The following is a 6,945-nucleotide window of genomic DNA, read 5'->3' on the forward strand; positions in this document are numbered from 1 at the left end:
TAGTTCATACAAGATTTAACCACTAATCATATTATTCCTCAGCTTTAGGTCTGTAATAGATAATACCCTGAATGGGACGATAATAATCGTTGGAAATTACCTCGGTCCAAACTTTTTTGCCATTTTCATAATAGGTTTTATAGCTCGTAACCTTATAACCTTTCCTTGATTTTACGTATTCAAACTGTCCACCCGGTTCTTTTACATACTTCCCTTCTTTATCTAAAATCCGCTTTGGTTCAGGCGCTGGCACAACCGCTGTGACGACAGAAGTACACTTTATTTCACCATTGTTAGGGAATGGCTCACCGTAAATTTCTACGTAGACGTTGTCGCCACTTGAGAAGGTCCGGATGAAAACAGGAGTCTTTCTATTGTTTCTGAATTTCAAATCTGCGCCCCCATAGGATACCGTGGCATCCAAGCCTGCGGGAAGGTACGCTACAGGAAACGAATGATGATACCGCTCAACAATTTCCAAATTTGCCCTGAGTACTGCATTATAAAGAGTGCTGGACGCTTGACATACTCCTCCTCCGTAATCGTCCTGCATGCTCTTATCCGGCATAATGACCGGCGCTGGTTTGAAGCCCGCCTTGGCTGTCCTGGGCCCTACAACTTTGTTAAACGAAAATACTTCTCCCGGGTCCAGCCTGTATCCATTTACCTTGCTCAAGGCTAAACGCACATTATGCTTGCGATCAGCGCTGCTACCCTCCAGACTTGTTGAAAACTGAACAATGCGATGGGTGAGTTTTTGCAAATCAGCCTTTGTAACTTGAGGTGCAACTTCGGTAGGTACAAGCACTATTTCGCCATATTCTCCTTTTTCCATCCTTTGTTTTATTGTATTGAAGACTTCATCGGTGTCCAAGAATAGCCCAGGTTTTTCTTCAGTGATTTCAAACTTGTCCTTTCTATCGGGATAAAACCTTATTTCAGCATTCACGGGGTCATAGTTGATTTCCTGAGCAATCGCCTTTAAGTCATCTTTAATTTCGTCCAAATTATAAAAAAGCGAGGTCTGTAACCTGAGGCCGTTGGCCTCTATTTCTTTTACCCTGTTGTAGCGTTCCTCTAGTTTCCCCTTTCTGCCAGCCTCATAGGCCTCAACAATCCTTATATCCCAATCAGTATAAGCGTTTATATCCTTATAGGTGAAAGTCCAGCGCTTATCACCATATACCAGATCAAACCGGATCTTCTCAAGCTTTTCTTTAGCTTTTTCTTGAAGAAGAGCCTTTGCGTCTTGAAACGTCAATCCACCCAAATGAACATCATCCACCCATATGCCCTGGTAAAAAGTAGGAACGTCGACAACTTCCTTCATGTGTTGAATCCATCTTTTGCGTTCTATCGCCCTTTTAATCTCAAATCCAGCAAAGCATAAAACAGCCAATGCAAAAAGAGAAACCAGCACAATGGCGATAATGCGCCGCGTATTTGTCTGTTGAGGACCAACCTGAGCAGTCTCTACAGCATTTACATTTGTCTCTTCCATATAGACTCCCCCGTAATACCCATCAATTTTATAAGCGAATTAAAAAACAGCTATATTCACTATACCACATAACATATAAAAAAACAGAACAAGACTGTTAAAAAAAGTTAACAAAAGTATTACGGGCAAACGCTTATTACATATCAACTCTCGCTTTCTCTTTCTTCTTTGCCGAAATTAATCATGGTCAGTGCGTATTGACGCAGCTTATTGTATACTTTCTCATGCAGCGTGCCCTTTTCAAAAAATCCATTTTCTAGCTTCTTACCCGCAGGGATTCCCATCAATATTTCAACGCCTTCATCTATGGTCTTAATGGGATATATATGGAATTTCCCTTCCTTCACTGCTTCAATAACTTCATCCTTCAGCACCAAATTCTTTATGTTCTGATACGGGATTATAACTCCCTGTTCTCCCGTCAGACCGCGAGCCTTGCAGAGCTCAAAAAATCCCTCTATTTTATAGGTTACACCTCCTACAGGCTGTATCTCTCCCTTTTGGTTGACAGATCCCGTAACGGCTATTCCCTGCTTTATCGGCACTTCGGCCAAGCTTGACAGTATGGCATAAAGCTCGGCACTGGATGCGCTATCGCCCTCTATACCGCTGTAAAGCTGCTCGAACGTTATATTGGCAGTAAGGGCCAGTGGAATCTCCTGGGCATACTGCTCCCCTATATAGGCGCTCAAAATCATGACCCCTTTGCTGTGGATGCGGCCACTCATATCCACTTCCCTTTCAATGTTGACAATTCCGCTGCGACCCATAAACGTGGTTGCCGTTATCTTGGTCGGCTTGCCAAACACATAATCACCCAGATGGATAACCGCCAAGCCGTTTATCTGCCCTATAGCTTCGCCTTCGGTTTCTACCATAATAACGTCATTCTTCAACAGCTCCATGAGTTTCTCGTCGTATTTGCTGGACCTGTACTCCTTTTCTTCAATCGCCTTTTTGACCTCTTGGGATGTAACTAGGTTTTTGCCAGCAACTTCTGCCCAGGTATTGGCTTCAACGATTATCTCCACTATATCATTGAAGCGAGTAGTAAACTTATCCTGATGCTCCACCAGCCTCGAAGCATAATCAGCCACCCTCAGCACAGCATCTCTGCTGAAATGCCTAAGGTTTTCTCTACGGCAATAGCCGCTTATAAATTTAGCCAAACCCAGCAGATTTTCTTCATTGGCCTCCATTTCATCGTCAAAATCCACTTTAACCTTAAATAGCTTGGCAAAATCCTCATCCAGCTGATGAAGGAGCTGGAACAACAAGTCACTGCCCACTAGCACGACCTTTATATCAACCGGAATAGGTTCGGGCTTCAAACCCGACATGCTTATAAGGCCCCATTGGTCTCTCAAGCTTTCAACGGTAATCGATTTGGTTTTGAGAACCTTCTTCAATCCCTCCCACATGAAGGGGACGCTCAAGACGTCTTTTGCCTGAAGTATAAGGTAACCACCATTGGCGAGGTGTATAGCGCCGGGCTTGATCATCGTAAAATCGGTCACCATGGTGCCCAACTTGTTCTCGTATTCCAGGCTACCAAAGAGCGTGCTATACGTAGGGTTATACTCGATGACGACAGGAGCACCTTCCCTATCGCTGTTGTCCACCAAAAGATTTACCTTGTACTTATGCTGCGCACTTTCGGCAGTCCGCCTTAATGCATGGATGATGGGATTGTCATCCTCTGACGAATCGCTTTCCTTGAAATTGCTGATGCTCTGCAGCACGTCCTTCATCAGGTCATCTAGGTATTTTAAGATTTTAGGGTATGCAGCATATTTTTTCTTCATGTCTTCGATGTGAATACCTACAGCAAACGTCCCTATGCGATTTTCGAGTTCCTTCACCTTATTTTTAGCCTCTTTTTCCAGTTCTTTTATTTTCCTTATTACCTCAACAGCCTGCAGCTGAATCTGGGTCAACCTTTCATTTATGCTCTTTTTTGTCTCCTCATCCAGCTTGTTGTATTCCTCTTCACCCAGCGGTTGGCCATCTACTATAGGAGTAAAGTATATGCCGGCACTGGAGGTATTTACTTGAAAGCCTTGCTGTTTGGCATACTCGTTGAATTGATTAAACAGCTCATTTCTCTTCTCCTGCATCTCTTTATATATGAGCGCCTTTTCGTTTTCATACTCATCGCCGCCAAACGCCTTGGAGATTTCAGCTTTTAAATCTTCTATGAGCTCTTCCATATCATGTAAAAACTCTTTCCCCTTACCACTGGGGAGCCTGATGGCAACAGGCTGGCTGGGATTTTCGAAATTGTACACATAGCACCAATCATCGGGCACGGGCTGTTGCTTGGCGATTTGGGTTATATACTCTTTCGCATAAGTTGTCTTACCGGTGCCACTTATACCGGTTAAAAATATGTTGTACCCCGGTGCCTTTGTCCGAACACCAAACTCCATAGCCCTTACAGCCCGTTCCTGTCCTATTATCCCTTGCAGCGGCTCCAGCTCTTCAGTGGTTTCAAAGGGTAAGCATGAAGAAGGCCATTGCTTTTTCAGTTGTTTGGGTTCTAGCTCTTTCGGCTTACTCATAATACCCTCCTTAAATGCTACTTATATTTCTATTAAACAGTATATTCGATAATTAAACAATAGGAGATCGATAATAGTTTTAACTTCTATATACCATAATTATGTAAATATGTGAAAGAGCATTTTCCCTCACAAGAGTAGGCTAATCGCCATTGAAACCCATCAAGCTGTCCGTATATGTGGAAAAACTCCCAAATAATGCATAATAATATAATATCCATTTTGCTTAAAGGAGGCAATAACAAATGTTAGGTTATCATAGATGTCCATCTGTATACAACCGCATGCCCCACTCTTATCCAGCTGTCGATAATGACTATTTAGCCTATTATCCTTACAATTCCGGTACCATGTATAATCAGACAGCCAACATGACAACAGCCCAAGCACCATATTTCCTTCTACAGAATCCTCCACCCGTATTGTCGGATAATAGGCCAGTTACCAGGCTTACGCTATTTAAGGAGCTAACAGGATTTCCTAACTACGGTAATCCAAGTGGCAATGCTGATATATTGTATACTGGTACTCGAGGAGTATGGACTTTCCAAATACCAGCATCTCTATTACTTTTTGGATTGAGAGGAGCACAACTAGTAATCCGGGGAGTACTGGATGATCATTATGATATTGCAGAATCCAGATATGCAGCAAGAATCACAATCAACAACATTACAGTCTTCAATGGTAGAGTCCCCTTCGTTCACGGAAGACCGGCAGGGGGTATATTTAACAACTGGAGGGAATTGGTTCTAAACATTCCCAACCTAAGGCGAAACAATCGAGTGGAAATCGTAAATACATCCGACGCCAACCCAGATGATTGGATAGCTTTCGATTGGATGGAGCTAAGGATTGCAACATTGGGTTAGGTTCCAGCTATCATACAATGATCAACTGTATTTTCCCTACCATGCACACCGTCTAAGCAAATTCTAAAATAAAAAAGAATACCCTTTAATGGGTATTCTTTGCTTTATTATATGTTTTACGCAGTTTAGATATTTATTATTAAGCATCTGACTAGTTTTTTAATTTTCCTTTAATAATCAATCTATGAGTGGCCACCCTTATAGGTGTACATGTTACCAGAGTAATGGTGGGTTCCGGCGTTGGATCAAGCACCCATACCTCGTGTGGCTCTACCACAAAGATGTCAGTTACCTCATATACAAATTCCCCTTTTGTAGTTTTAACTCTGATTTCATCCCCTATTTCCATCTCATCCAATCTATTGAAAAACTCATTGTAGGTGTAGCTCCTATGCCCTGCCACAGCAAAGTTGCCTGCCTCTCCCGGCATGGCAGTACCTTCAAAGTGGCCCACAGCTTTTTTGAGCGTTTGTTTATCGGTTCCCTCTGCCACAGCTACCCTAAGGTCTATTTTTGGGATTTCCATAATCCCAATCACATCTATACCTTCAATTTCCAACAAGCCATCATCAGCATGCTGTCGCTCTATATTTGTATCGTTATTATTATTCGTATCATGCTCCACCTTTTTTAAATCATCGCCAGTCTTATTATTCGCCTCATTGTCCCCTTCATCTGTTTTCCTAATTACATCTTCAAACTGCTGTATAATTCTTTGCTGAGTATTTAGCGTATCATATCTGATATACAATCCGTATACGATGATACTCAAGCCAGCAAAAGCTAAAATGGTTCCTAAAATGCGCGCTTTCATTTGGTTCCTCCTTTAGATAGAAATGCTATTTAACTGAAACAATAAAACTAGATGGCGGCATAACATTTAACCAATACTGCGCCGCCATCTAGACTCATTGGTTATTATATCATATTTTTAAGCTTTTGGATGATTATTCTTTTTATTATTCCTTTGTTTTTAACATCTCTTTTTAACGTCAAAGCTCCGCCCATCAAGAAAAGCAAGATACCCACTAACACTAATGTCCTAAAGTCTAACCAAGAGCCCGTTTTTACAATTCCCTCATTTTTGTCCTCTGACACATCATTCTCTCCATCTCCAAGTTCTTCAGGCTCATCAGGTTCTTCAGGTTTCTCAGATCCTCCAGGCTCTCCAGGGCCTTCAGGTTCTTCAGGTTCTTCAGGTTCCTCAGATTCTCCAGGTTCACCAGGTTCCTTAGGCTCTCCAGGTTCTTCAGGCTCTTCTACTTCTTCTACCATTATTAGTTTTACATTGTCGATAAATATGTTGTATGGCGTATTAAGTATTTCTTCGTTAGGCTCTCTTCCCAATCCAAACATAAACTTATAGCTACCGTCCGAAGGCACTTCTATTATTGCTTCATAAGTCTTCATTGTGTTATCCACAACAAAGTCTTGTCTGGCTACACCTGAGCCCGTAAGCTCCACGTACACAGTCCTTTCCACATCCGAACGCATATCAAAGGATATCTTATAAGTGCCTGCAGCGACATTGACCGGCTCTTGATACAGCTGTATGTGCCACCAGGCCCAGCCTACCTGCTTGATCTCTACCTTCAATTCTCCATTCTCAACCGAAAATTCGGCCAATCCCGCCCACTGCTCATAATCACCTTGATTATGGGTTTTCCACCCTTCAAGACCTTCTTCAAAGCCACCGTTGGCGATCAAATTGTGTTGTGTGTCTGAGTGTAATTGATTTGCATAAGCATTTTTCATTGAGAAAAGAGATGTTATTAAAAACACAATGGTCAATAGCAACGATATGGAAGCCTTATTATTTTTCATACAGCCCCCTCCATTCCCCTTTCAGTTTCCTTTATAGAAAATTGTACACAAAGCCATGAATAAAAAGTAAGGTGTGAGATTTTAGATTAGGTGTAAGCGTAAAATAATACCCACCTTGACGAGAAAACATCATTTTGTGGGCACAAATTGCACAATCGGAATAAGAAAAACAGCTTAATTTCAAGCT

General features: G+C 42.0%; 5 protein-coding genes. 1 reads left to right on the top strand and 4 read right to left on the bottom strand.

Annotated features, from left to right (window positions below; translation table 11 throughout):
* Positions 1 to 31: 31 nt before the first annotated feature.
* Together BM241_RS09840 and BM241_RS09845 are read right to left on the bottom strand one after the other, a co-directional pair.
* Positions 32 to 1,501: a VanW family protein gene (locus BM241_RS09840; RefSeq protein ID WP_092282660.1), complete on the bottom strand. Its 1,470-nt coding sequence runs from the start codon at positions 1,499 to 1,501 to the stop codon at positions 32 to 34.
* Between the two features lie 143 nt (positions 1,502 to 1,644).
* Positions 1,645 to 4,062 (bottom strand): Lon protease family protein, encoded by a 2,418-nt coding sequence (locus BM241_RS09845; RefSeq protein WP_025746872.1) that lies wholly within the window; start codon positions 4,060 to 4,062, stop codon positions 1,645 to 1,647.
* A 245-nt stretch (positions 4,063 to 4,307) separates the two neighbouring features.
* On the opposite strand from BM241_RS09845, the gene BM241_RS09850 reads away from it, so the two are divergent.
* The gene (locus BM241_RS09850) at positions 4,308 to 4,934 is read left to right on the top strand and encodes a hypothetical protein (RefSeq protein WP_025746873.1); all 627 of its coding nucleotides are present in this window, start codon (positions 4,308 to 4,310) and stop codon (positions 4,932 to 4,934) included.
* A 151-nt stretch (positions 4,935 to 5,085) separates the two neighbouring features.
* Here the strand turns inward: BM241_RS09850 and BM241_RS09855 are convergent, their stop codons facing one another.
* The gene (locus BM241_RS09855) at positions 5,086 to 5,748 is read right to left on the bottom strand and encodes a class D sortase (protein WP_035145991.1); all 663 of its coding nucleotides are present in this window, start codon (positions 5,746 to 5,748) and stop codon (positions 5,086 to 5,088) included.
* Positions 5,749 to 5,852: 104 nt separating this feature from the next.
* A complete protein-coding gene (locus BM241_RS09860) occupies positions 5,853 to 6,758 on the bottom strand; it encodes a carbohydrate binding domain-containing protein (RefSeq protein ID WP_092282661.1) in 906 nt (301 codons plus the stop codon).
* Between the last annotated feature and the right edge of the window lie 187 nt (positions 6,759 to 6,945).

Source organism: Caldicoprobacter faecalis, from assembly GCF_900115765.1.
Lineage (GTDB): Bacteria > Bacillota > Clostridia > Caldicoprobacterales > Caldicoprobacteraceae > Caldicoprobacter > Caldicoprobacter oshimai.